Source organism: Vibrio crassostreae, assembly GCF_041439375.1.
GTDB lineage: Bacteria > Pseudomonadota > Gammaproteobacteria > Enterobacterales > Vibrionaceae > Vibrio > Vibrio crassostreae_D.
Window position 1 is genome coordinate 16,169 of sequence record NZ_JBGONY010000046.1, and the last position, 24,748, is coordinate 40,916.

The 24,748-nt window shown below is 44.4% G+C and carries 22 protein-coding genes; 6 read left to right on the top strand and 16 right to left on the bottom strand.

Annotation, left to right across the window (positions count from 1 at the left end; genetic code table 11):
- The first annotated feature begins 408 nt into the window (after positions 1 to 408).
- Both ACED45_RS17385 and ACED45_RS17390 read left to right on the top strand, forming a co-directional pair.
- On the top strand, positions 409 to 1,887 hold the full coding sequence (locus tag ACED45_RS17385) for a peptide MFS transporter (protein ID WP_048669525.1): 1,479 nt from the start codon (positions 409 to 411) through the stop codon (positions 1,885 to 1,887).
- Between the two features lie 202 nt (positions 1,888 to 2,089).
- Entirely contained in the window at positions 2,090 to 2,872 is a 783-nt protein-coding gene (locus ACED45_RS17390) for a siderophore-interacting protein (protein ID WP_371714582.1), read from the top strand.
- A gap of 123 nt (positions 2,873 to 2,995) precedes the next feature.
- Here ACED45_RS17390 and gntR read toward each other — a convergent pair whose 3' ends face one another.
- The 12 genes from gntR to ACED45_RS17450 all read right to left on the bottom strand — a co-directional run bounded on the left by gntR (position 2,996) and on the right by ACED45_RS17450 (position 16,876).
- Entirely contained in the window at positions 2,996 to 3,997 is a 1,002-nt protein-coding gene (gene gntR, locus ACED45_RS17395; protein WP_371714583.1) for a gluconate operon transcriptional repressor GntR, read from the bottom strand.
- A gap of 139 nt (positions 3,998 to 4,136) precedes the next feature.
- The gene (gndA, locus tag ACED45_RS17400; protein ID WP_371714584.1) at positions 4,137 to 5,639 is read right to left on the bottom strand and encodes an NADP-dependent phosphogluconate dehydrogenase; all 1,503 of its coding nucleotides are present in this window, start codon (positions 5,637 to 5,639) and stop codon (positions 4,137 to 4,139) included.
- A 2-nt stretch (positions 5,640 to 5,641) separates the two neighbouring features.
- Positions 5,642 to 6,139 (bottom strand): gluconokinase, encoded by a 498-nt coding sequence (locus tag ACED45_RS17405; RefSeq protein ID WP_123301534.1) that lies wholly within the window; start codon positions 6,137 to 6,139, stop codon positions 5,642 to 5,644.
- A 117-nt stretch (positions 6,140 to 6,256) separates the two neighbouring features.
- Positions 6,257 to 7,579: a TRAP transporter large permease gene (locus tag ACED45_RS17410; protein WP_048659109.1), complete on the bottom strand. Its 1,323-nt coding sequence runs from the start codon at positions 7,577 to 7,579 to the stop codon at positions 6,257 to 6,259.
- Positions 7,572 to 8,129, bottom strand: a complete 558-nt coding sequence (locus ACED45_RS17415; protein WP_017058622.1) for a TRAP transporter small permease subunit — start codon at positions 8,127 to 8,129, stop codon at positions 7,572 to 7,574. The genes ACED45_RS17410 and ACED45_RS17415 overlap by 8 nt, the downstream gene beginning before the upstream one ends.
- Before the next feature lie 64 nt (positions 8,130 to 8,193).
- On the bottom strand, positions 8,194 to 9,210 hold the full coding sequence (locus ACED45_RS17420) for a TRAP transporter substrate-binding protein (RefSeq protein WP_019820432.1): 1,017 nt from the start codon (positions 9,208 to 9,210) through the stop codon (positions 8,194 to 8,196).
- Positions 9,211 to 9,410: 200 nt separating this feature from the next.
- The gene (locus ACED45_RS17425) at positions 9,411 to 10,313 is read right to left on the bottom strand and encodes a multidrug transporter (RefSeq protein WP_061017475.1); all 903 of its coding nucleotides are present in this window, start codon (positions 10,311 to 10,313) and stop codon (positions 9,411 to 9,413) included.
- A gap of 137 nt (positions 10,314 to 10,450) precedes the next feature.
- Entirely contained in the window at positions 10,451 to 11,155 is a 705-nt protein-coding gene (gene phnR, locus ACED45_RS17430) for a phosphonate utilization transcriptional regulator PhnR (RefSeq protein WP_371714585.1), read from the bottom strand.
- Positions 11,156 to 11,223: 68 nt separating this feature from the next.
- A complete protein-coding gene (locus ACED45_RS17435) occupies positions 11,224 to 12,933 on the bottom strand; it encodes a putative 2-aminoethylphosphonate ABC transporter permease subunit (protein WP_371714586.1) in 1,710 nt (569 codons plus the stop codon).
- A 21-nt stretch (positions 12,934 to 12,954) separates the two neighbouring features.
- A complete protein-coding gene (locus ACED45_RS17440; RefSeq protein ID WP_371714587.1) occupies positions 12,955 to 14,064 on the bottom strand; it encodes a putative 2-aminoethylphosphonate ABC transporter ATP-binding protein in 1,110 nt (369 codons plus the stop codon).
- Between the two features lie 227 nt (positions 14,065 to 14,291).
- A complete protein-coding gene (locus ACED45_RS17445) occupies positions 14,292 to 15,713 on the bottom strand; it encodes an FAD-dependent oxidoreductase (protein WP_048659105.1) in 1,422 nt (473 codons plus the stop codon).
- 152 nt (positions 15,714 to 15,865) lie between these two features.
- Positions 15,866 to 16,876 carry a putative 2-aminoethylphosphonate ABC transporter substrate-binding protein gene (locus ACED45_RS17450; protein WP_050711828.1) on the bottom strand — a complete coding sequence of 337 codons (1,011 nt, stop codon included), beginning with the start codon at positions 16,874 to 16,876 and terminating at the stop codon, positions 15,866 to 15,868.
- A 365-nt stretch (positions 16,877 to 17,241) separates the two neighbouring features.
- On the opposite strand from ACED45_RS17450, the gene phnW reads away from it, so the two are divergent.
- The 4 genes from phnW to ACED45_RS17470 all read left to right on the top strand — a co-directional run bounded on the left by phnW (position 17,242) and on the right by ACED45_RS17470 (position 22,101).
- Positions 17,242 to 18,345 (top strand): 2-aminoethylphosphonate--pyruvate transaminase, encoded by a 1,104-nt coding sequence (phnW, locus tag ACED45_RS17455; RefSeq protein ID WP_371714588.1) that lies wholly within the window; start codon positions 17,242 to 17,244, stop codon positions 18,343 to 18,345.
- Positions 18,345 to 19,784, top strand: coding sequence for an aspartate aminotransferase family protein (locus ACED45_RS17460; RefSeq protein ID WP_371714589.1), 1,440 nt, complete (start codon positions 18,345 to 18,347; stop codon positions 19,782 to 19,784). Before phnW ends, ACED45_RS17460 begins: the two co-directional genes overlap by 1 nt.
- An 84-nt stretch (positions 19,785 to 19,868) precedes the next feature.
- Positions 19,869 to 20,687 carry a phosphonoacetaldehyde hydrolase gene (gene phnX / locus ACED45_RS17465; RefSeq protein ID WP_371714590.1) on the top strand — a complete coding sequence of 273 codons (819 nt, stop codon included), beginning with the start codon at positions 19,869 to 19,871 and terminating at the stop codon, positions 20,685 to 20,687.
- A 343-nt stretch (positions 20,688 to 21,030) separates the two neighbouring features.
- Complete coding sequence (locus tag ACED45_RS17470) at positions 21,031 to 22,101, top strand: OmpA family protein (protein WP_371714591.1); 1,071 nt, start codon at positions 21,031 to 21,033, stop codon at positions 22,099 to 22,101.
- Between the two features lie 124 nt (positions 22,102 to 22,225).
- On the opposite strand, the gene ACED45_RS17475 is transcribed toward ACED45_RS17470, so the two are convergent.
- The 4 genes from ACED45_RS17475 to ACED45_RS17490 form a co-directional block, all read right to left on the bottom strand.
- Positions 22,226 to 22,621, bottom strand: a complete 396-nt coding sequence (locus ACED45_RS17475) for an OsmC family protein (protein ID WP_371714592.1) — start codon at positions 22,619 to 22,621, stop codon at positions 22,226 to 22,228.
- A 144-nt stretch (positions 22,622 to 22,765) separates the two neighbouring features.
- On the bottom strand, positions 22,766 to 23,485 hold the full coding sequence (locus ACED45_RS17480; protein WP_371714593.1) for a hypothetical protein: 720 nt from the start codon (positions 23,483 to 23,485) through the stop codon (positions 22,766 to 22,768).
- A 94-nt stretch (positions 23,486 to 23,579) separates the two neighbouring features.
- Positions 23,580 to 23,828, bottom strand: a complete 249-nt coding sequence (locus tag ACED45_RS17485) for a hypothetical protein (protein WP_371714594.1) — start codon at positions 23,826 to 23,828, stop codon at positions 23,580 to 23,582.
- A gap of 2 nt (positions 23,829 to 23,830) precedes the next feature.
- Positions 23,831 to 24,748, bottom strand: a 918-nt coding sequence (locus tag ACED45_RS17490) for an LA2681 family HEPN domain-containing protein (protein WP_371714595.1), incomplete at its 5' end; no start/stop codon positions are given.

The window sequence follows — 24,748 nt, forward strand, 5'->3', positions numbered from 1 at the left end:
GGAACACGAGTAGAGAAAGCCTCTATAGAGGCGGCATTCGTGTAAACTTAGTTTTCAATATCTCAACAAAGCCAGCCACCAAGCTGGCTTTTTTATTGGCTAAATCCCAGCAGCCAATTGAAAGTGATACTCACTCAAAACCTTTACAGAATGACAACTTCTAATTTTCCCTTTATTAGTTCATTACTTAGCCGCAAGTGATGATGGCTTCATTTCACACCGCTATGCATCCACTAGCAAAATCTAACATTACAAATTTCATTCATAAGAAATATGAATGCACTCATAAGAAAAGATATATCGAGCAAAGTCCTGTTTGAGACAGATGTTTCAGTTTATGTATTACTAGTAATGGTATTATAATCGGGTAATTACACTACATATTAATACAAATGTGAGAATAAAATAATGTGGAATAGATTAAACAAATCAATGATGTTCTGCCAGATGATGTTTGGACTTTCGTTCTATGGCGTCATGGTGATCTTGACTCGTTTCTTCCTTGAAGATCTGAACTACAATGAAGCCGACACCATGATGGTTGTTGGTGCTTTCTCTGCAATCGGACCGCTATTTGCTATCGCAGGTGGCTTTATCGCCGACAAGTTTTTAGGCGCTTACCGATCTTTAACCATTGCCTTCCTAGGGTTCGCAAGTGGTTACGTTCTACTGGTACTTGGTGCAGCAGCAACCAATGTTCCGATGGCATTATGTGGTATTGCGTTAGCAAGTTATGCACGTGGTTTGATGTCTCCTTCTTACCCAAGTCTTTACAAACGCACGTTCAAAACTCAAGAAGATTTTGAGAACTGCTACCCAATCAACTACTCAGTAAACAACATTGGCGCTCTACTAGGTCAATACCTGTTCCCAATGCTAGTGCTTGTTGTTGGTTTCCACGGTGGTTTCCTTCTTTCTGCTGTTCTAGCAGGCGCTGCGCTTCTAATGATGATCTTTGTTCGCAAGGGCCTTGTTGAAGCAAGTGCTGAAATCGATCAACAACCAGTAAGCACTAAAAACTGGGCAGCCTTCCTTGGCCTTTCTGCAGCAATGATTGGCTTGGTATTCTTCATGTTCTCTAACATGGATATTGGCCAAAACATCGTATACGCAATTGGCGGTGCAGCGATCATCTACTTTGTCTCTTTGATGATGAAATCGAAGAAGTCAGACATGCTGAAAATGGGCACTATCTTAATCATCACATTCCTGACGACCTGTTTCTTCGTGTACTACGGCCAGATGATGACGTCGATGACTATGGTAGCAATCAACACCATGCGTGGTGACCTATTTGGCTTCATTCCTGTTGCACCAGAAGCGTCAATGGCGATGAACCCACTATGGTGTATGGTCGCGGGCCCTATCATCGCGGGTATCTTCTCTAACCTAGAAAAGAAAAACATTAACTTCTCTACGGCAACGAAAGTCGGTTTCTCATTCATTCTAACGGCTATCGCTTTCGGTATCCTAACAATGGCAGTGACCACAGTTGGTGATGACGTTCTGATTCGCCCTGAAGTATTCCTAGCGATTCACTTCTTCCTAGCATTTGGTGAAGTAATTGTTGGCTCTATGGTTGTAGCCTTCATCCTGTCAGTTGCACCTAAGCACATCGAGAACTTCTCAGTAAGCTTGTTCTCTGTTGCTATCGCACTATCGGGCATTGTTGGTGCCGTATTCTCAACGTCTATTGCACTAGAGAAAGGCCAAGAGATCACTCAAGAGATCGTGCAAACGGTTTACGGTGATTACTTCCAAATGCTGACTGTTCTTGCAGTCGTGATGGTAGGTATCGCAATGGCAGCATCGTTCATTATTCGTAAGATGCTAGAAGCTGCGAAAGCCGCTGATGAAACAATTGAACTAGAGCAAGCTAACAGCTGATTACTCTCACGTTCAACCGCTCTAACACATCAAGCCCTTTAGTTTTCTAAAGGGCTTTTTTGTCGATGAGTTTGACACACACAGATCGAGGAGTTCTGGTTAGATTGCACTTATGTAAATTATAGTAAATGATAATTATTAGTATTGAGAGTTTTCTGGTTCAGGATTATGATGTCGAAATCAAAATCCCAGAGAGCCTTATATGAGCAAGCCTAGCCCTATCACATTAACCGTTACTCAAACCTTAACCATTACTCCAAACATGCAGCGTATAACGCTTAGCGGTGAGGGATTAAGTAAATACCCGACAGAATGTGCCGGCGGCTACATCAAGCTTTTATTCTCGCCACTCGGCACCACAGATTTGAGCCAATTGAATGAAGGTGAGCGTCCTACCATGCGCACTTACACTATTCGTCAGTACAACCCAGTAGAGCAATTTATCGAAGTCGATTTCGTTCGCCACATCACTAAAGATTTGCAATGTGGTTTTGCTGCAAGATGGGCAATGAACGCACAAGTGGGTGATACTATTTCCGTGGCTGGTCCGGGTTTAATCCAAGGGCTAAATATTGAGTCGGATTGGTTCTTCTTAGTCGCAGACATGACTTCACTCCCTGCGCTTTCCGCAAAAGTAAAATCACTTCCAGAGCACGCGAAAGGTCACGCTGTGGTTCAAATCAACTCCGCAGCAGACAAGCAAACTCTTGAAGCGCCTAAAGGCATCAAAATCACTTGGTTGATTGAAGATGAAACTGAAGAAACACTATCACAAACCGTTCGCAGCATTGAATGGTTAGACGGTCAGGTTTCAGTATGGACAGCGTGTGAATTTGAAAGCATGCGCGAGCTAAGACAGTACTTCCGTAACGAAAAAGAAGTCGCAAAAGAGAACATCTACATCAGCAGTTACTGGAAACGTGGCGTCACCGAAGATGGCCATAAAGTGCTGAAACAACAAGATGCTCAAGCTTTAGCGTACTAAAGATCATTGCTACAAAAGCACTTAAGCTAAAAGCACGAAAACAAATTGAAAACGCCCTTAACACATCATATCGTTAAGGGCGTTTTAGTTTGAATCCGATAAAGAGCAAAACCGGACTAAAAATTAAATACTCTCGCCTACTTCAATCTCATAGCCAAGATCCAACTTCGAAATCCACTCTTTATTACCTTTTAAACGCGCCACTACTTGTTCTGCCGCGACTTTACCGATCTGCTCCCTCGGTGTTACTACAGTCGCTAAACGAGGTGTCATCGCCACTGTGATGTCGTGTCCGTGGAAACCGGCAATCGCCATCTGCTCTGGTACTTGAATACCGCGTCTCACACATTCGTAGAAAGCACCAATCGCTAAGTCATCGTTAGTACAGAAAATGCCATTCACTTCAGGGTGCTTCTCTAGTAACTCGCCAATCAGTTTTGCACCAAGAGTAAACGAGGAAGCGTCTTCCGTTTGCAGTGTCACGGGCGACTTGTCGGCTTCTTGCATCGCATGTTCGTAGCCCGCCATTTTTAAGCGAGTTCGCTCGTCCATACGTGCTGCTAAATAAGCAATATTGGTACGCCCTCGTTCGAGCATGGTTTTAGTCATAGCCCTAGCCGCTTCGAAGTTATCAAAGCCAACAGCTTGTTCAATTCTTGGCGATACCGAGTCCATAATCTCAATCACAGGAATCGACGCGGTCTGTAGCATCTTACGCGCTCTATCGGTATGCACATTTTCAGACAGAATAATCGCATCCACATTGTATGAGAGCAGCGAAGCAATACTCTGTTCTTCCAGTTCTGCGCTATAGCCGTAGTGGGCAATCATGGTTTGATAGCCTGCTGGTGCGGTGACTTGCTCGATACCACGAATAACTTCAGAAAAAACTTGGTTAGTTAGCGAGGGAACCAACACACCTATTGCATTACTCTTTGCATTGGAAAGAATGTCTGGTGCACGGTTAGGGATATAGCCCAGTTCATCGACTGCGGCGTTGATCTTGTCTCGTAGCACTTCTGAGACTTGAGAAGAATCTCTCAGACAGCGACTCACGGTCATCTTGGTGACACCAACTAAGTTGGCAACATCTTGTAATGTTGGACGTTTTTTCTTATTCGACATAATTAATAATTGTTATTTTTGAGTTATGTTACTGGTAACAGTGTATCCAACTGACTTGGAATTTGAAGCCTAATTTACTAAAAGGTTGATATAGCATCACAATTACAAACGCCCTCATAGCGAGGGCGTTATACATTGTTTAAGCGTTAACTTCCGTTCTTGGAGACTGACTCCAAGTCACGTGAAACTTTTCAGCCTCATCTCTATCGACTCGCGAATAAGTGTGGGAACCAAAGTAATCCCGTTGCGCTTGCAGTAAGTTCGCTGGCAATACTTCACAGCGCAACGAATCAAAGTAACTTAATGCTGAACTGATCCCCGGCATCGGCACACCATATAAGGCCGAATTAGCCACAGCAATACGCCAAGCCAACTCACGCTCTTCCACTTGTTTGATGAAAGTCTCATCAAACAACAAGTTCGCCAACTCACTATTTTGTTGGTAAGCCGACGTGATACTTTGCAAGAAAGCAGCACGGATAATACAACCCGCTCGCCAGATCTTAGCTATTTGAGTGAAGTCTAGGTTCCAGCCTTCTTTGTCTGACGCTGTTTTCAACAAGTCAAAGCCTTGAGCATAAACAGATAGCTTGGCGCAGTAGAGAGCGTCATGAAGCTCAGAGACTACCTCCGCTTTGTCCAACTGGCTGGCATCCGCAATATTGCCTTTTAGAAGCTGACTCCCTTGAATACGTTGTGATTTTTGACCGCTCATTGCACGAGCATAGACCGCCTGTGCAATGGTTGGCGTTGGACAACCCTCTTGTAGACTATTCACCGCAGTCCACAATCCAGTGCCTTTCTGCCCAGCCTTATCCAGCACAACATCAACAAAAGGCTTCCCAGTAACAATATCGTCTTGCTGAAGAATATCGGCGCTGATTTCCATCAGGTAACTGTTTAGAACACCGTTATTCCACTGTTCGAAAACTTGGCCAATCTCTTGAGCTGGCATGTCCAGAACATCACGCATGAAATGATACACTTCGCAGATGAGCTGCATATCGGCGTATTCAATGCCGTTGTGCACCATCTTAACGTAATGACCGGTACCAGAAGGGCCAACATACGCCGCGCACGCCTCACCCGCTTCAAATTGAGCAACAGGTAAACCGTTTACATCCACTTTAGCAGCAATCGCTTCCCACATTGGTTTTACATATTGCCAAGCAGACTGGTCACCACTCGCCATTAGCGCAGGGCCAACACGAGCCCCCTCTTCACCACCAGAAACCGCGGTACTGAAGAAACGTAGCTTGCCCTTATAGTTCAACTCACGAGTCTCGGTATCTGTCCATAAACTGTTACCTGTGTCGATAACAATGTCGTCACTCTCCAAACCTGCATCAAGCAGATTATTTACGACGATATCGACAGGTTTTCCTGCAGGAACCGATAACGCAATAACACGCGGTTTTGCTAAGCCCTGGAGCATATGTTCAAGGCTAGTGCCTTTAGTGAACTGACCTTTGCCGTCAGAGGATTCATTAAGCTGCTTCGCTTCTGAATTTGCACGTTCAATGTTGTCAGCGTTTAAATCGAAACCCGAAACATTGAATCCATTGTCGAGTAGGTTCAGCGCTAAGCTTTTGCCCATCACACCTAAACCAATCATCGCGATGTCATTTTTTATCTGAGTCATGGTTAACCTATCTGCTTAATTTGTTTAAGTGCACTTTCTACGACTTGCTCAACATCTTGCGAGATATCGACAAATAACGCTTCATCTAGCTCCGGTTCAACCAAGGTTTCAAACTGGCTTTTCAACATCTCTTGACCATTAAAATAATGATTTTCACGCGCTTTGTGACGATTCCAAATCGTATCGAAACTGCCCTGTAGATAAACAATCACCAAATTTTCATTGTTGTTGCGCAGAATATCGCGGTATTGCGGCTTTAGTGCCGAGCAAGCGATCACAGCGCTTGGTTGTTCGATATATTGTTTATTCAGTGTTTCCAGCCATCCTTGACGATCTTCGTCTGTCAGCGGAATACCTTGACGCATCTTTTCTACATTGCTTTGCGGATGGAAGTCATCTCCATCAAAAAACTGGAGCGTTAATGCTTCTGCGATACGGCTACCAATCAGGCTTTTTCCGCATCCAGATACGCCCATCACGAGTATTTTTTTGCTTTTCATAAGGCAAGCCTTCCCTAAGCCCCAACCAAAACTGGGGCTGACAATCGAATCTAATAGTTAAACTTGTGTTGTTGCGGTTCGGTTCCTGACGCTAAGTCTGGTCAGGAACCTTTGCTGTTATTGCCACCAAAGCGCGAGTTGTGGGAAGACGATAACCAAGCCTAAAACCAACACTTGAAGTGCAATGAACGGCAGTAGTGACGTGAATATCTCACCCAAGCTGATGTCTTTTGGCGCTACCGATTTCAGATAGAACGCCGCAGGGCCAAATGGTGGTGATAAGAAGGACACCTGCATGTTTAGACAGAACACAACACCAAACCAAACTGGGTCGAAGCCAAGGCCAGTAATGATTGGAACGAAGATTGGCATTGTCAAAAGTGCTACACCGACCCAGTCAAGGAACATACCGAGTACCAGCAAGATAGCCATCATGATTAACAACGTTACTGTCGCGTTGCCGCCACTTAGCGCAAGGATGGTTTCTTCAACAAAATCAATACCGCCCATCAGGTTGTAGATACCAACCAGAGCACTTGCACCGATACCAATCCACATGATCATGCCGCAAGTACGCATTGTTGCCATGGCACTCTCTTTCAGCATGTTGTAGTTCAGCTCACCACGGATTAGTGCACTGATCATAATACCAACCACACCCAAAGCAGAAGCTTCGGTTACTGAAGCGATACCTGTGTAGATACTACCTAGAACGGTTGCTACTGAAAGCAGCGGGAAGAACAGAGCCTTGAAGTAGCTAGGTTGATTAGCGATGTCTTCTTCTGTCTCATCATCACTTGGAATCGGTGCAAGAGAAGGGTTTAGCTTACAACGAATCAATACGTAGCCGATGTAACAACCCGCTAGGATAAAGGCTGGTAAGAAAGACGCTTTGAACAAATCACCGATTGATACGCTGGCTGTCATGCCATAGATGATCAGTACGATACTTGGCGGAAGCATGGTGCCTAGCGCGCCACCCGCACAGGTTGTACCGATAGCAAGCTTACGGTCATAACCCAAGCGAAGCATTTGAGGCAGAGCAAGAATACCAAGTAGTACGGTTTCACCACCGATAACACCTGACATTGACGCCAATAACACGGCTACCAATAAAGTTTGTACCGCAACACCGCCGCGAACCTTACGGCCAACCGATTTCATGGCATCGAACAGGTCTCGTGCGATACCAGAACGGTCTAAGAGCGCTGCCATCAATACGAACATTGGGACGGCGAGGAATACATAACCAGAAGCAAAGCTGTAGGTGCGGCTCGCAATCAAAGGCAAGGCATCAGGGCCAAACCAACACAGGGTGAAGAAAATCGCGACAAAGCCTGTTACGAAGGCCAGCTGCATACCAGTGAGTAGCAAACCAATCATCATAACCAGCATGAGTAAACTGCCCCATGCGATACCAATAGAAGATAAATCAAACATCGTCATTCTTCCTTAGACCCATCAACTCTTGGATTAGGTGCAATACAAACTGGACAACAAGAACACACAAAACGACAAAGATCAGACCTTTAAGCAGCGCAGGATAAGGCGCGTTTAACACTGAGCCTGATGTCTCAAGACGAAATTCACCCCAAGGTGCAAACCACGCTTCTTCTGCAGTGAAGTAAGCCGCGTAAGCAAGCATGCCCGCAAAGGCTAAACCAACAATGTGGTGAACAAGATTAAGATACTTACGTGTTTGGTTAGACACTGAATCGTAGATAAGAACAACACGTACATGTTTATCAGCCGCGAAAGCGTAGATGCCGCCGATAATGAATAATGAACCACCGATAAATGAAGCCGTCTCGTGAACCCAAGTGGTTGGGGCGTCAAATGCATAGCGCATCACAACTTCGTAAAATGAAATCAATACAGTGAAGATAAACAACCAGCTAACTAAGTTGCTGAATTTTATGATAAGACGATCAAGCCCGTTTCTTGGCTTTTCATCGTTTTCAGCTGGTGCGTGAGGGATTTTGTCTGTCATGGCCAAATTTCCTGGGAGAAAACGGGAGAGCAATGCCCTCCCCCATCAGTAAGCTAAGTTTGAATTACAGTAAGCCGTTTTCTTCTAGGAACACGGTAACTGAGGTGTAAACTTTCTGTGCGTTATCAGAGCGCTCTGCAAATACTTTCCATTGACCTTTTGCGATCTCACGGAACTTCTTACGCTCTTCTTGAGACCAGTCATGAATAGTGATTTCTGGGTTCGCTTGCGCTTCTTTAACTGCTGCTTGGTCAGCCATTTTTAGCTGAGTCGTCATGTCGTAAGAAAAGTCACGCACAGATGTTTGTAAGATTGTTTGTAGGTCAGCAGGCATCTTGTCCCATTTCTTCTGAGAAACAGAGATATCGATAAGTGGCAACGAGTGGAAACCCGGTTGAACTGGGTGTGTCGCAATATCGTTCATGCCCGCTTTTTGGTTTGTCGAGAATACTGTGTAGTCCGCAGCATCAATTACGCCCTTGCTTAGACCGGTAAATACTTCAGAGCCCGGAAGGTTTACTGGAGTCGCACCCGCTGCTGCGAACACTTGTTGTACTAGACCTTCAGGTGCACGTAATTTAAGACCTTTAAGATCCGCGACACCGTCAATTGGCTTTTTAGAAATGAAAGACTCAACACCTGTTGTTGAAGCACCAACGAACTGAACACCGTAAGGCTTGTAAAGCTCAGTCATTAGCTCGTTACCGCCACCGTAGTTCATGTACTGAAGCAGTTGTGTTGTGTCTGACCATGCACCAACCATGTTACCGATAAGACCAAATGCTGGATCTTTACCAGAGAAGTAACCTGTTGCTGTGATATGACCATCAAGGATGCCCATCTTGATCGCGCCTAGCGTTTCAGTGTGTTTAACCACAGCACCTACAGGCAGAAGGTCGATGTCGATACGTCCGTTAGACATCGTCTCTACACGCTCAGCCCACTTCTGCTGAACCTTGAAGTTCAAATCACCAGATGGATCTGAAGATTGAATCTTAAGTTTAAAGTCTGCAGCCATTGCTGAAGTAGCAAATAGGCCAGTGAGGGAAGCAGCAATCAGCGTTTTAGTCAGAGCTTTCATTTGGGTATCCTTATGAGTTTCACAGAGTCCGGTTTGTTGTTATATGTTACCGGTAACGTTGGGGTAGATGTTACCGGTAACTTTACTACCTTGTCTATGAGAAGGATCACATCTTTAACATTAGTAAAACGTTTGCTATCAATAAGGATAATGTGCCTAAAAAGTCACATTATAGGTTGGAGGTGTAAATTAATTTCTTTTTAAGTCAGTGAGATAACTAAACCAGCAATAATAAAAACGACGCCTACACCGCGAGTCATGTGCCACTTTTCCTTTAAAAAGTAGATCCCCATCACTACGCCGAAGATGATACTGACTTGCCTAAGTGCCACAACCAGGCTGACGTTCTCTGTCATGGTCATCGCAAATAACACTAAACCATAAGTCGATGCCATCATAATGCCTGCAACCGTGGCTTTCTTACGTAGTATCCATGCGTTGGTAAATTCGATTCTTTGATTGGACACCAACAACCAAATACTCAGCGGAATCACGATCGCCCAAAATTGAATGCCTAGGTAGAAAATCGCCGTGTGTTTATTAGTAATGGTAGGCGTGCTTAACGGCTCCAATAACAGGAGCGCTTCTTTATCTATAATGGAGTAGCCCGTGGTACCAATGGCGGCGATTAATGCCCACAGCACACCGAGGTTCAGGTAGGCCTTGAACCTCAGCTCAGAGAATTGTTTCAGTGGAACGAACAAACAGCCTAATGTGATCAGTGCAAAACCCATCCACTGATTCGCCGACAATTCATAGCCGATCAACACCGTGCCTAACCCCACCATCAACACCGGAAGTGCTCGTGCCATCGGATAGATCACACCAATATCAGCTTGTTTATAGGCAGCGCCTAACCCAATCAAATAGACGATTTGACAGATCCCACTCAAGAAAACCAACTGCCAGAATGGAAGTGATATATTTGACAGGCCAACACTGTAGGCATACCAAACCAGATAGGGAGTCAATATCGCTGCGGCGGCAAAGCCAGAGGCTAGGAAGAAAGACGAACCCGATCCTTGATTAGATTTACCTAGAACGTTCCAACCCGCATGCAGCAGAGCCGAGATAATCACGATGATGATGGCAGAGAATTCCATTTAATTCCTAACTTATTGACTGATAAGAGCAACCGCTTAAAACAGGGGATAAAAAAGGCCTCCAGATAAGAGACCTTTGATCGTTTCAATTGAGCAAGCTCAGAGAATTTAAGGTGTGCCAGCGTTCTAACGTATGACTAGCGTTCTAACTGTGCGATCGACTCTATACTGATCGCGTCATGACGCCAATACTCAATATCACAGTCAATCAAATCGCCATTTTGATTGTAGTTAACACGCTCTACCACCATTGCAGGAGAGCCAGAAGTCGCACGCAATGCTTGCGCGGTTTCACCCAGCAAAGACGTTGTACTCACACGGTAACGAATCTTCTGATACACCACGCCAAAGTGCTCACGGTAGATATCGGTCAGTGATTTAGACAGGTCATAATCGAGTAAGTTAGGAAACAACTCTGGTCGAATGTAGTTCGTCACATACACAACCGGTCTGTCTTCAAGGTAGCGAACTCTATCGACTCGATAAACATCGGAGAACGGTTGTAACTCAAGAAGCTTAGTCGCCTCCTTGGTTGCCAACATCCCTTTTGCTGCCACTAACTCAGTTTTCGGTTGACGATTTTGCGCCAGAGCCATATTAGTGAAGTTCAGTGTTTGGGTTGGATCGTAACGAAGCGGCTCGGGAGAGATAAACCAACCGCGGCGATCTTCTCGGTAAATACGCCCTTCAGCTTCAAGCGAAGACAAAGCTTCACGTAAGGTAACTCGTGTTGTATCAAACGATTCAGCCAGCTTACGTTCTGCAGGCAACTTCTGTCGTGGCGTTAACATCCCCGACTCTATCTGCTCTACAATGACATCTTTGATTTTTACGTACTGCACTTAATTTCCTTTCATTCTTGTTCTTGTCGTCAGCCACTCCTTGGCCAACTGCAATATAAAATGGTTCGCTAGCGTTTGCGCCAAGCTTGGGTGCGCTTCTCGAAAAACTTGTTGATTAGCATATGAATCAACTTCGCACTCGCTGCAGATATCATGATCATTACCGCCATGGCTGCTGCTGCACCGGTTTGCCCCGCATCGTCCATATTCAACACTGAAACTGACGCAGGTATCGTATCGGTAGAATACAAGAATACTACCGCAGATGTCGTGGTAAGTGCATTAATAAACAGGTATGTCGCAATATCTAAAATCGCAGGCAAACAAACGGGCACCGTCACCTTAAAAAACAGCTTGTATTGCGGTAGGTTAACCGAGGCCGCCGTGGCTTCAATTTCCGAAGGTAGCTGTTTCAATGCCGTTAACGCCGTCATGTGCCCTACTGTGTAGTAGTGAACCACCGTATTAATCACCAAGAACGCCATCGTGCCATACAGGAAGTTAAGTGGGTTACTCAAGTCATTGAAGTAGAAGATATACCCCAAACCCAGAACCATACCCGGAACGGCCATCGGCACAACACTGAGCATCTGCATCGCCTGACGAACGGGACCAAATGCTCTGCCCTTCTCAATACAATACGCACCTAAGAAAATCAATACGGTACCGATAATGGCAGTCCATGCACCAAGCGTCAGAGAGTTGAAGAACGGTGTCCAACCATAGGTACTCATCTCAGCAAAGTTGTAGTTATTCAGGGTGAGCGCTTTGTTCCAAGGCCAGAAGGTGACCATAGAACCGTATATCGCCATGCCCAACACGATAACGACAGCAGCCGAAATGACCGTGCAGTAAAGGAAACACAATCCATCACGCATGGTATTTGGCTCTGGTTGGTACGCGACAGAACGAGTATCAAACAAGCTCTTCTGTTTCTTTTGAACCCAGCGGTCAACGGTAAACGCAAGCAACGCAGGCAATAGCAGCAAGATACTGGTTACCGCACCCATAGAGAAGTTCTGTTGACCAACCACCTGCTTAAAGATGTCAGTCGATAGCACGTTGTAGCTACCACCTATCACCTTTGGCACACCAAAGTCACAAACCACCAGCGTAAACACAACGATCAGAGTGCTGATCAAGCCGTATTTTGCCGCAGGTAACGTCACCATAAAGAAAGTTTTTAACGATGAAGTATTGAGTGCTCGTGCTGCCTCATAAAGGCGAGCGTCAGAGGTTCTTAATGAGGTGGTCAGAATCATCAAAGCGTGTGGAAACGTCCAGAATATCAAACCCAGTGAGATACCAATCAAGCCATAAACCGAGTTGCCACCCAAGACTTCTTTAGCGATACCTTGGTTACCAAATAAGAAGATAAGACTGATTGCTGGAAGCAGCGACGGAGCAAGAATAGGCGCAGAACCCAGTACTTGAAAAAGCCCCTTAAAAGGCATGCATGAACGAGTTAGCGCATAGGCATAACCAAACGCCAAGACACCCACGACAACGGTCACTAACAACCCGAGCGTGAAGGTATTGCCCACCGACTGCCACAGGCTTTGAGACGCAAAATACGTAGCGAAATTCTGTAAGCCTACAAATTCACCATCTGCGTTCTGAACACTCTTTTTCAACATTGCCCACAGTGGCATCAGGATAAACAACGTCATGACCACAGACAAAAAGGCCAACAGCCCAAACAGAATTACGTTGTCTTTGCTTAACCGAGCCAGAAAAGGTTGTACTCGTCGTTGAATTAGCAGCTTAGATTGCATCATTTGAGTCGATTCCATGATTGTTTACGCCGCCTCGTCTTTCATCACTTGCAAGCTTTTCGATGGGTAAGCTCTCAGGCCTTCTTGATCGAATGCAACGTAACGAATATCACTGCGACGCAGCTTCAATCGGTTGAACTCTTTGACGGGTACATCCACGATGATCTCTTTCGCCGTTGAGTCATGTTGCAACTCGCACTCCACGCGATAAAACGCCCCTAAGAATTCGCTTGATACGATTCTCACTGGCAAGGATTCACTAAAACGATCAACAAACTGGATTTGCTCAGGACGAACCGCGATATCAAACATATCACCCTGCTTTGGTGTCAGGTTGTCTAACCCAGGCAATGGCAACATAGACTCAGCAATACGCATCTTGCCTTGAGCTGCTACAGAAGCTTGAATAAAGTTCATACTGCCGACAAACTCAGCCACGAAACGACTGACGGGTTTTTGGTAGATCTCTTGTGGAGCGCCCACTTGCTCGATAATACCGTGATTCATTACCACAATGCGGTCAGCCATGCTCAAAGCTTCATCTTGATCGTGCGTCACCATAATCGTGGTGATGCCCAATTTACGCTGCAATTGACAGATCTCGTCGCGCAGGTGTGTTCTTACTTTTGCATCCAATGCAGAAAGCGGTTCATCAAGGAGTAGCAAACCTGGAGACAAAGCCAAAGCACGAGCCAAAGCCACACGCTGCTGCTGCCCACCAGACAATTGATTTGGGAATTTCTGACCAGACGTCGGTAAGCCGATGGTCTCTAACCAAGACTCAACCGTCTCAAGAGCTTCTTTGGTCGACATGCCTTGGTTTTTAAGGCCAATCGCAATGTTTTCTTCCACAGTAAGGTTCGGGAACAAAGCGTAAGACTGGAACACAATGCCAAAGTCGCGCTTTTCTGGTGGTAAGAAGGTCGTATCCTTACCGTTCTGCTCAATAGAACCTGAAGTAGGTAAATCTAAACCTGCAATCGCACGTAATAAGGTGGTTTTTCCACAGCCAGATGGGCCAAGGAAGCAGACGAACTCGCCTTTATCTATCGATAGGGAAATGTCTTTTAACGCTGTGAATTGGCCAAATTGCTTTACAACGTTTTCAATATTCAAATAAGTTTGGTTGCTCATACTACAGCACTCTCTATATGGTATATACCAAATTTAAACTGAGAACATTGCAGTTAAGTGACAAATTTATAGAAGCTAAATGACAGTTATATTGCAGATATAATAAGCATTAAAGATCATTATTTGTTCAGCATTGAAACTTAATTCAACGTTGAAAGCCCTCAATGACTTGCCCAAAGATCACTGAGAGCCCAAATGTAAACTTCTAATTTAAACGCTAGATTAATCTATGATTTAACCTTGTCGGCTTTGCCCGCCGCACCAGCCAGCTTTGCCAATTGCTTATCCAGCCACAATGGCGTTTTACCAGAATCTTCCGCGTTCTCTTTTCTTCGTACCGCGTCACGCACCATCATCGCACCTACCCAACGAAATGGCTCTGGCGGGAAATGCCCAAGCGGTCCGTTGGTTAATCCGCAACAGGTCCAAGCGTTATCAGCTCCAAGTACCATAGATGAGAGAATCTTTCCGCCCATACGAGTTTGAGCAACACCATTACCTGAGTAACCGAGCCCATAATAGATGTTGTTTTGGCGTTTTAGATTACCGAAAAATGGCAATCCGGTGACCGAACGGTCTGAGCCGCCAGACCAATTGTAATCGAATTCACTTTGTTGCAATTTAGGGAACAGTTTTTGAAAGGATTGATTGAGAATCGGCAGGTAGTTGGTCGTTTGGTTAAACATGCTTTCAACTTGATTGGCAAACGAGAACTTATTACCACCTTTGCCCAACATGAGTCGTCCGTCCTGGGTATCTCGGTAGTAGTGAACAAAGATACGCGAATCCACCACCGCCGCCCCTTTCTCTGGGCCAAATTGCTTGAGCTTTTCAGGAATAGGCTTGGTCACTACCATATCTGAAGAAACAACCACTATACTGCGTTTGAACTCTTTAAAGTGATCGAGCATCCATGCATTGAGTGCCAAAATCACTTTGTCGGCAAAAACAGAGCCACCTTTGGTTTGGATTCGAGCCGGGGCTCCATAATCAAGTGATGTCATCTCTGTGTTTTCGTGAATTTCGACACCCAGTTCGAGAGCGACTCGGCGTAAGCCTCTCGCCAATAACGCTGGCTGCACACTGCCCGCGGCTTCTGAGTAATAACCTTCAATATGACGCTCCGATCCCGCTTTCTCAGCCAAAGAGTTATCACACTTCTTCCAACTATTTATGCCTTGCTTGACCAACTCATTCACAACAGGTTCCATTCCCCCCTTTTGCGCTTCATTGGTCGCCGTGTAGTAAGTACCGCTTCGATAAAGATGCGCGTCAATCTTGTGTTCGTTACAGAAGGCTTCGATCTCGTATATAACCTTTTCCGATTCCTTAACCAGCCATTTGGCTTGCTCTTTTCCATAGAGCTTTTTCAAGGTTGGATATTTGGTTGACCAAGTCAGCATACACCCGCCGTTAGCACCAGAAGCACCGCTGCCACACAAGCCTTTTTCAATCACGACAACATGTTTTTCGGGCTGTTGTTGTTTGATTAAAATCGCCGTCCATAAACCAGTGTAACCACCGCCGACAATGGCGATGTCGCAGTTAACGTCTTTTTGAAGCGGTGTAGCGGATTTTAGCCCCGCATTGATGCTACCAAATTCCTGTTCCAATGCTTGCTTGAACCAATATGAGTAGTGCTTTGTCATTTGTTGTACCTTACTTAAAACCTAAAGGCGTAAAACTAAAAAAGGAAGACCGAAGCCTTCCTTTGCTGATTTCTTACTTCTAGTGGGCTGCGTATTTAATGGAGCAAATGCCTAATGAACCAAGTAGCCAATAAACTAACTAGCTCAGCAGGTTAAGATTTTGGCTCTGATTTAGCGTCAAACTTCTCAGACCATGTTTTCAGAACATCTGCACGTTCGCTGCCCATACGAGCGAAGTCCATTTTTGCCATGTTCTTCTCTACGTTCGGGAAGTTTTCTGCTTTACCTGTGACATCTTGGTGGCCAACAACTGGATACATTTCGATGTAAAGTTCATTCGCTGCTTTAGAGATAGACCAATCGATAACACGTTGTGCTGCACCTGAAGGCTTAACAAGACCTACCGCTTCAGATTCCCAACCGATACCTTCCGGTGTAATCACAGAAAGTGGCGCGCCTTGAGTCTTCAGCTTCGCGCCGCGGCTCGCCATAGAAATACCGATAGCCACTTCACCCATGCCCGCTTGAACACATGGCTTAGAACCAGAGTGCGTGTAATGAGCAATGTTTTGATCTAGCTTCTGCATGTAGTTCCAACCTTGGTCTTCACCCATGTTTTGTAACCAAGCCGAAACCTGCATGTAGCCCGTACCAGAAGACGCTGGGTTTGGCATTGCAATGTGGCCTTTGTAGATAGGCTTCGTTAGGTCATCCCAAGATTTAGGTGCAGGTAGGTTCAATTGCTTAGCAACTACTTCGTTGAAACAAACCGCATTGAAGAAGGCGTCATTGCCATACCAAGCTTGAGTAGATTGCGGATCGTTGAGGTTTGAACGCAGCGCTTCTACACCTTGAGGAGTGTAAGGCTTAAGAATGCCCTCCTCTTTAAGTAGAGCCATTGAAGAACCCGCAAGGCCCCATACCACTTCTGCACGAGGATTGTTTTTCTCAGCTAATAATTTTGCCGTCATGATTCCAGTTGAATCACGTACCCATTTGATGTTGATGTCTGGGTTTTCACTTTCAAATGCGTTTTTGTATTTCGCTAAAATGTCAGTTTCAAAAGCGGTGTAAACCGTCACTTCCTGTGCTGCATAAGCATTACCAGCTAATAGAGTAACTAATGCTGCAAGTGATCCTTTCATAAAACGGTTTTTCATCATTTTCTCCAGTCAGGCCAACTCTAAAGTGAGAAGTTGCCAAAATTAAAAATTGCCAAAGTTAAAGTTGTTAAAGCTAGAAGCTCCATCTAGAGGCTTCTATATCCATAAATTCATTTAGGTTGTTAGAACACACCTTTATATTGGTATGTACCAGATTTCGAGTATTAAGCTAACTGGCTTTTATGACGATTAAATGAACAAAAAATGGCAATTTCAAGATCGGAAAATTTCTCAACACAAGTGACCAATCTTAATATGAAGCTTTTGTGAAAATAACGTTTGGACTATTTACGACCGTTTAAATTGGTTGTTAAAGTAACCGCAAGCGCTGGTATAGTCCAAAATTAAAATCACGAGAATTGAACATGAGAAACGAATATTTACTACTGACACCGGGTCCTCTATCTACTTCTGAAACCGTTCGCCAAGCGATGCTAAAAGATTGGTGTACTTGGGACGATGAATACAACAAAGACATTGTTGAAGTGATTCGTAGCAAGCTTGTGACTTTGGCAACTAAGCAGGCGGGATATACCAGCGTATTAATGCAAGGCAGCGGCACTGCTTCAGTTGAAGCAACAATCGGTAGCGTTATCTCTAACAGCGGTAAGCTTCTTGTGGTCGATAACGGAGCATATGGTGCTCGTATTGCTCAAATCGCAGAATATTTAAACATTCCATGCCATGTCGTTTCCCCAGGTGAAACATCACAGCCTGACTTGAACGAAATGGAAACGGCATTGGCCATGGATTCAGACATTACTCATGTTGCAATTGTGCATTGTGAAACCACCACTGGTATGTTGAATCCGATTAAAGACATCGCCAAATTGGCGAAGCAGCACAACAAAACCGTCATTCTTGATGCGATGTCGAGCTTTGGTGGTATCCCTATGGATATTGCTGACTTAGGTATCGATTACATGATCAGCTCAGCCAACAAATGCATTCAAGGTGTACCGGGCTTCGGCTTTGTTATTGCTAAGCAGTCAGAGTTAGAGAAGTGCAAAGGCCAAGCTCGCTCATTAAGCCTTGACCTGTTTGACCAATGGCACTGCATGGAAAGCAACCATGGTAAATGGCGTTTCACCTCTCCGACTCATACAGTGCGCGCTTTCTACCAAGCTCTACTTGAATTGGAACAAGAAGGCGGCATTGAAGCTCGTTATAACCGCTACCAAACCAACCAAACCACATTGGTTGCAGGTATGCGCTCTCTTGGCTTTGAACCGCTGCTTAATGATGACCTTCATTCACCAATCATTACCTCTTTCTATTCTCCAGCTCATAGCGATTACCAATTCAAGGAATTCTATGACCGTTTGAAAGAACAAGGGTTTGTGATTTACCCGGGCAAGGTTTCAAATGCAGACTGCTTCCGAATCGGTAACATCGGTGAAGTGTACCCATCAGACATTGAAGCTCTCATTGGCGCAGTTAAGAATGCTATGTACTGGGATATCAAGTAATGACGATAACTAACCAAGAGCCAGTGGTGAACGCGGCGCACTTTCGAAGTGAAGGTGATGTGAACACCACACCAGCACGCGAAAAATGGAACGAATCACTAAACGATGACGCGACTCAATCGATGTTAAAACGTGATTCTGACGTATTTCTTCATCAAGCCATGTCAACGCCTTGTCTAGATACACTTGAAGCCGCAGAAGGCATCTACATACAAGATACGTCAGGCAAGAAGTACATGGACTTTCACGGCAATAATGTCCATCAACTAGGTTATGGTCACCCCCACATCATTAATAAAGTGACTCAGCAAATGGCGTCATTGCCATTTTCACCTCGTCGTTTTACCAATGAAACAGCCGTTCAGTGTGCTGAAAAGCTGACACAGATCTGCGGTGGTGATTTGAATCGCGTGTTGTTTGCTCCAGGTGGCACATCAGTGATCGGCATGGCGCTCAAACTGGCTCGACATATCACCAACAACTTTAAAGTAGTGTCACTGTGGGACTCATTCCATGGCGCGTCACTCGATGCAATTTCAGTAGGTGGCGAAGCGTGTTTCCGCGAAGGTATGGGCCCGTTAATGTCTGGCGTAGAACGTATTCCACCAGCGGTTTCCTATCGTGGTGCTTTTCCGCTCAATGACTCTTTTTCGCTTCGCGGGCAAAATTCCAGTGATGCGAACGAGACCGCATGTGATGTTCACTACGCCGATTACCTTGAGTATGTGATTGAAAAAGAAGGTGGCATTGGTGCCTTCATTGCGGAAGCAGTGCGTAACACAGACGTTCAAGTGCCAAGTAAGGCTTATTGGAAACGCATCCGTGAGATCTGTGACAAACACAACGTCATGTTGATCATTGATGATATCCCAAATGGCATGGGTCGTAGCGGCGAATGGTTTACTCACCAAGCGTTTGATATCGAACCTGACATCCTATGTATCGGTAAAGGTTTTGGCGGCGGCTTAGTACCAATCGCAGCCATGATCACAAAAGACAAATACAACACGGCAGCGCAAGTATCTCTTGGTCACTACACCCATGAGAAAAGCCCTATTGGTTGCGCGGCAGCACTCGCGACCATGGAAGTGATTGAACAAGAAAACCTACTTGAAAAAGTACAAGCGGACAGCGCATTCGTGCGTGAACAGCTGCTTCAAATGAAAGAGAAGTACCCAGTCATTGGTGACGTTCGCGGCATCGGCCTGCTCTGGGGGGTGGAATTGGTCACTGGCCACATCACCAAAACCCGAGCTTTCGATGAAGCGGAAGCAGTACTTTACCAATGTCTAAACGATGGCCTGAGTTTCAAGGTGTCACAAGGTAATGTGATTCAGTTGAGCCCACCATTGATCATCAGCCGCAGTGAACTAGAAGTCGCTCTGTCTGTATTCGAAAAAGCGATAGCGAAAGTCTGCAAAGACTTTGAATACCTTTAAACCATCATCTAACCAATAACTTAAAACAATCATTCATCTCCCAGAACAACTTGAGCTGGGAGAGAACAGAAATAGGACACGACTATGAACACAACATCACCTATCCAAGCGGTTATCTTTGACTGGGCTGGCACTATCGTTGATTTTGGATCATTTGCTCCAACCAGTATTTTCGTTGAAGCATTCAGACAAGGTTTCGACTTTGATATCGACTTAGCAGAAGCGCGTGAACCTATGGGGATCGGCAAATGGGACCACATCCAAGCAGTAGGTCGAATTCCGGCTGTTGACGCTCGTTGGAAGGCTCAGTTCGGACGCTCGATGACAAGTGAAGACGTTGATGCGATCTACGCGGCATTCATGCCTCTTCAGAAAGCAAAAGTAGCAGACCACGCAGCACCAATTTTAAACGCAATTGAAGTTGTAAATAACCTAAAAGAAAAGAATGTAAAAATTGGCTCTTGTTCTGGTTACCCACGTGAAGTGATGGATGTGCTAATCCCTGCTGCGGCAGATTACGGTTACCGACCAGACAACGTAGTTGCAACGGATGACTTACCTCAAGGTGGCCGCCCAGCTCCATTTATGGCTCTTAAAAACGTGATAGATCTAGGTGTAACAAACGTCGCTGCATGTGTGAAAGTAGATGACGCTGCGCCGGGTATCGATGAAGGCCACAACGCAGGCATGTGGACAGTAGGCCTTGTACTATCAGGCAACGAAGCTGGCTTCACCTACCAAGAATACTTAGACGCAGATGAAGCAACACTCGCCGATGCACGTGAAAAAGCCAGCGTGAAGCTAAACAAATCAAACCCACACTACCTGATCGATACTATTGCAGATCTGCCAGGTATCATTGCTGATATCGAGAAGCGCTTACTAGCAGGTGAGCGTCCATAACTCCTGCCACTTCTGCAAATCAGGGTCTGTAGCCCAATAATCCGCACACATGCAAAATGAAACCTCGTATCACGTAAAAATGATGCGAGGTTTCTTCGTTTCCAACATTTGAGACAACAATTTTTCGACAAAAAAGCTATAAATAGGCACCTTGAAAAATATAAATCCCAGCAATCACATTGACTCTCATAAGCAATCAGACTAACAATGTGTTAACAGTTCCTGAAAAGGCCCTGACTGAATTAAAGCCTTGATTTACTTACCGTTGCAGTGTCCCACACGGTAAGCTTTCGATTTAATGGCCAGTTTAGATAACAATAAAAATTAATCCAAGGATAAGATTATGAAAAAACTTTCAAAAATCATGTGTGCTGTGATTGCAGCTTCAGGTTTCGCTGCTGCTCCATCAATTGCCGCAACGACATACGTAGGCGCAAAAGTTGGCATGGGTTGGCTAGATAGCGCTTGTGTAAGCGGTGAAAAGTGTGAAGATGATTCTGTTGCGGGTGGTATTTACGGTGGTTACAACTTTACCGATAACATTACTCTTGAATTGAATGCAGATTACTTAGGTGATTATGATACCAGCTTTAACAACAACGGAACGCCTAAAACATATAGCGATTCTATCGTAGCCATTTCTTTGAGCCCGATGTATCGACTAGCGATTAAACAAGAGTTTGATATCTTCTTCAAAGCAGGTCCTGCTTACATCATGCATGACGACGAAGACGACGTTGTATTAGCCTTAGGTATCGGCGCTGAGAAACAGTTTTCAGACGATTGGGCGCTGAGAGTTGAATACCAATACTTCGATGATTTTGATGATAAGATCATTCAAAACCTTAACTCCAACCTTGTGACTGTTGGCCTTAGCTACAACTTCGGTACAGGTAACACAACCGCATCAGCAGCGGCTGCAGCTTCTGCGGCGGCAGTGACTCAAGTACCTTCTGAGCCAATCACCGAGCCAGAAACTGTGGTTATTGAAGAAGAAGCAGCGGTAGTTGTTACTAAAGCGCAAACCGAGAGCTTCTCTCAAGGTACATTTGCGACTAACAGCACAGAGCTTTCAGAAGAAGGTAAAACAGCTGTACAGCCAATTGTTGAAGTCTTACAAGCGCACCCTCAATCGACCGTTAACATTGTTGGCCACACTGACTCAACTGGTGCGGCAGAATACAACATGATGATTTCTAAGAAACGTGCTGCCGCTGTAGCTGCATACATCGAAGAGCAAGGAATTGAAGCTGAGCGTATTACGGCTTCTGGTGAAGGGGAAGAAAACCCAATCGCATCAAACGCTACCGCTGAAGGCCGTGCGCAAAACCGTCGTGTTGACGCAACGATCCCAAGCTTTGAATACCAAGAAGAAGCTCAAATTGAAGAAGTTATTGTAGAAACGACTGAATAATAGCACTCTACTCTAGCTAGAATAATTAAGGGCGGAACACTTTAAAGTGCTCCGCCCTTTTCTTTATCTAGCTATGCCCGTAAGTCGTAAAAATTAGCCTACCGCCAAGCAGTACAATCAGAGACTAGATAATTTCCCAGCTGTGCGTCATTTCAACGCCAGCACCCAGCATTAAGCACACTGAGCAGTACTTTTCTAAAGAGTCAGCACACACTTTAGCGACCAACTCAGGATCTAGGTTGTCACCAGACACTTCAAAATGAATGTTAATCACGGTAAAGATTTTTGGTGCGGTTTCACGACGTGTGGTTTCAAGTTTTGCATTGCAGCCTGTGATATTTTGGCCAGCAGATTTCAAACCATCAACCACATCAACAGAGCTACAACCACCGGCAGCCATTAACACCATTTCCATTGGTGAGAAATAAGTGCTGTCACCACTTGCCATTGTAATTTCTTGATTTTTATCAGTTTTACCAACAAATTTTAAATCTTCAATCCACTTAACTTCTGCTTTCATAACTCATACTTCCTATCTAATCGTGAAGAAGCCACTCAAACGAGTGACTTCTCTGTATCGATGCTACTTTCGTTAATGGTTCTTAGTTTACCACTGAAAACCAATAGCACCTCATTCAAAGAGTTGTTCGTTTCTCTGGCATGATTACTTTACCGTATACACAAGCTCACCATCCTTCTCAGAGAAAGATAGCAGTCCCTTTGAAGCAGCTCTTACACAGACGTTTTTGGCTCTCCAATTTCCCCACAGTAAACTTCGCTGAACTTTTACCACTTTAAAAGACTTGTCCAATTTATTCTCTTTGAGTAGAGCAGCAAACAGTTTATCGTCATTAGCCTTAACCGTTTCAATTGACTTCTGCACCAATTGATTGTTTACCGCATAACTATAACCACCAGAAGAAGGATGGTTAAGAAAACAAACTTCAATACCCTCTGGTATTACTGGTAGTTTTTCAGACAACTCCTTACCAAGAACTATGATGATTTGCGGATCAAGCCTTTCAATTAATTCTTTAAATGCTATCTCTGATTTCTTCCACATTTCACATGTAGGTCTAATTCTTGCACTTTCACCAACGATAGCTTGTACATAATTGTAGAAACTAACGTTTTCCCACAACGCATATCGCTCATGTTCATTGAGATAGTCTGAGCTATCATAGTTCAGCAATGTTTTAGCGATTTTTGTAAAAAAGGCTAATCGGTTTTCCTGTCCCCACATTTTTACAACATCAATGGTGTAATCTTCATACTCATCTTCTGGCGAACCGTAGTGAGATTCACCAAGAACTAAGATTCTTACTCCAAATTTGTTTGTTGTGTAATTACTGCCAACCCAAGGTTTAAAAACGATATTTCCCATTGTATTTTCCTACTGCTTTTTGAATGCACCCTAAAGGGCTTGGGAAACGGGACTGGGGCGAGAAAAAATTTAGAGATAGTTCACACTATTGATACTATTCCCAAGGAATATTCCCGTGTTTATCTCTGAAAGTGAGAGCAATTGCGTGATAGATGACAGGATCTTTTTGCTCCCAATGGCGGTATGCAGCGGCAACACCAGATGCTAACCCTCTATTATTGCCATAAGCAGCACCTTTATCATCTAAAATGGCATTCAGTGCAGTGAGACTAATCGTAATTTTCTTTGAGTAAAGAGCAATTGCCAGCTCACCGATAAAATCGTAAATCTCTGTTTTTGTCATATTCATTCCCCTTTTAGCGGAATCTCACGAGGTAAAGCGATACCCTCTTGATGTTCCTTTTTCATTTCTGAGTCTAAGTTGATTGACAATGATAGGTACATGATCGAGTTTCTTACTAACTTTATTAATGTAAATAATCGAGCTTCAAGCTCCTCAACCGTGATATGCAGTGTATGAGATGATAGCTTTTGTTTCTCATATCGTTGAGCGTCTAAGCCTGCAAGTTCTCTTTCAAGCTCACCTTGCCTCCCTCTGTACTTTTGTTCCAAAACCTTGTCTTTCGCCTTTCGAGCCTTTGATATTTTCAGGGTGATTTCGCCTAACCCACTTTCCAATTCTGAATAATCACTATTGAAGCGTTCTGTTGATAGCTTATTTACGATATCGAAGTTAGTAATCAAGTGATAAGACTCAGTATCAACAACAACTAAAGAGCGATGCTCCATAGCGTTTCTAATTTCGCTGAATTTTTCAGCATTCGGATCAATCCACTTTGAGACTGACTCAAACCCTTTTACATCTCTCAAATCTTGTAAGATAAAGAACAGTGCATTGATGAAATAGTTTTTACCATCTTCCAACTTCTCGTTTGGTTTCCAGCCTTTACCGTTGAGTTTTTGAAACAACTTATCGATATAGATTTTGTTGTCTTTTGAGATGTCATTTAGATCAAAAAAGCGATGAATGAAATAGGCAATTTTATCGAACAAGGAGTACAGGATTTTGAATGCTGATTTTAAATGGCTTACTTTCAAATTATCAATCGCACCACAACGAGAATCTACGTGCTGAAAGGTCTTATTAAAGTAATGCGTTTCATCATTCTCAATAGACGTTGCTTGATACATTAAGTATCTCGCATAACAGCCCCCTCTGGCAGGATAGTTGTCACTGTTAAAATTTAACCAGTTTGGGCGATA